We start from the raw sequence: 2,042 nt of genomic DNA, 5'->3' as shown, positions 1-2,042 counted from the left end.
GCAACCTGGCTGCACCAGAGCATGCCCTTGGCCGGCTTCTCCGAACCCTTCGCCTTGAAGCGCAGCATGACATGCGCATTATCGTCCAGCCGGCGGCCCGGMACGAARCTGTCGAGATCGGCGGCGAGGCTGTCGAGCTCCAGGCCAGTGATGAAGGCGGCGAGATTATAGGCRTGCGTGCCGATATCGCCGGTCGAGCCGCCGACGCCGGACTGCGCYGGATCGGTGCGCCAGGCCGCCTGTTTCTGGCCGGTTTGCTCGACCGCTTCCGTCAGCCARTCCTGCGGATATTCGGCCTGGACGACRCGGATGTCGCCGAGTTCGCCATTCGCGATCATCTCCCGCGCCTGGCGGACCATCGGATAGCCGGTGTAATTRTGCGTCAGCACGAAGAGCGCGCCGCTCTCGTCGGCGATCTTCTTCAGCTTCTTCGCATCGGCAAGGTTGGATGTCAGCGGCTTGTCGCAGATGACATGAATGCCGCGCTTCAGGAATTCCTTGGCYGCATCGTAGTGCACATGGTTCGGCGTRACGATCGCYACCGCCTCGATGCCATTCTTCAGCTTCGCCTCGCGGATCGCCATCTCGCGATAGCTGGAATAGGTCCGCGACGGATCGAGGCCGAGGTCGCGGCCGGATGCGATCGCCTTTTCGGGCGAAGCCGACAGCGCGCCAGCGATGAGATCGTACTGATCGTCGATGCGTGCCGCGATACGGTGCACCGCGCCGATAAACGCGCCGGCGCCGCCGCCCACCATGCCGAGCCGGATGCGCGGCTCGCGGGACTGTTCGGATGATGCTTCGATTGCCATTGATTCCTCCTGAAATTTTCTTCCCTTCTCCCCTCGGGGAGAAGGTGGCCCGGAGGGCCGGATGAGGGGGCCACYGGCGACAGATATTGCCTTTCGCTTGTCGCTCAAAGCCTTCGTCGCTAACGCTCCTCATCCCCCTCATCTGCCCTGACGGGCATCTTCTCCCCGCTGGGGAGAAGGGAAATGAAAGCCTAAAGCCCCAGCATCCGCCGGTTCGCCGCCTGGTCGGTGCCACTGCCKGCGAAATCGTCGAAGGCTTTCTCGGTGACGCGGATGATATGGGCGGCAACGAATTCGGCGCCTTCGCGAGCACCGTCCTCCGGATGCTTCAGCGCGCATTCCCATTCGACCACGGCCCAGCCGTCGAAATTATTCGCCGTCATCTTCGAGAACACCGCGCCGAAATCGACCTGACCGTCGCCGAGTGAACGGAACCGACCGGCGCGTTCCAMCCAGCCCTGATAGCCACCGTAGACGCCCTGGCGCCCGGTCGGATTGAACTCCGCATCCTTGACGTGGAACATCTTGATGCGGTCCTTGTAGATGTCGATGTTGTCGAGATAATCGAGGCACTGCAGGACGTAGTGCGAGGGATCGTAGAGCATGTTGGCGCGCGGATGGTTCTTCACCCGCTCCAGGAACATCTCGAAGGTGATGCCGTCATGCAGGTCTTCGCCCGGGTGGATCTCGTAGCAGACGTCAATACCGTTCTCGTCCGCATGGTTGAGGATCGGCGTCCAGCGGCGGGCGAGTTCGTCGAAGGCAGTCTCGACCAGACCGGCAGGACGCTGCGGCCAGGGATAGATGAAGGGCCAGGCAAGCGCGCCGGAAAAGGTCGCATGCGCCTTGAGACCGAGGTTTTTGGATGCCGTCAGCGCCATCTTGACCTGCTCGAYCGCCCATTCCTGACGCGCCTTCGGATTGCCCCGCACCTCCGGTGCAGCAAACCCGTCGAAGGCTTCGTCATAGGCCGGGTGAACGGCGACAAGCTGTCCTTGCAGATGAGTGGAGAGTTCAGTGATCTCGATGCCGTTTTCACGCGCCTTSCCGGCGAAYTCGTCGCAATAATCCTTGGACGTGGCAGCCTTCTTCAGATCGATCAGCTGGCTGGCCCAGGTCGGCACCTGGACGCCCTTGTAACCGATGTCGGCCGCCCATTTGGTGATCGCATCCCACGAGTTGAAAGGAGCAGTATCGCCCGCGAACTGGCCAAGGAAAAGGCCGGGGCCC

General features: G+C 62.3%; 2 protein-coding genes. Both read right to left on the bottom strand.

What is annotated here, in order from left to right; all coding sequences use genetic code 11:
* A partial coding sequence (locus AC1ECN_RS38480; protein WP_477956051.1) for a Gfo/Idh/MocA family protein occupies positions 1-812 on the bottom strand: 812 nt, incomplete at its 3' end.
* A 191-nt stretch (positions 813-1,003) separates the two neighbouring features.
* Positions 1,004-2,042, bottom strand: a 1,039-nt coding sequence (locus tag AC1ECN_RS38475; RefSeq protein ID WP_477956049.1) for a sugar phosphate isomerase/epimerase family protein, incomplete at its 5' end; no start/stop codon positions are given.

Source organism: Rhizobium sp. 01N447_2 (genome assembly GCF_056399245.1).
The sequence above is the reverse complement of the archived record's forward strand: the minus strand, read 5'-3'. Positions and strand labels throughout refer to the sequence as shown.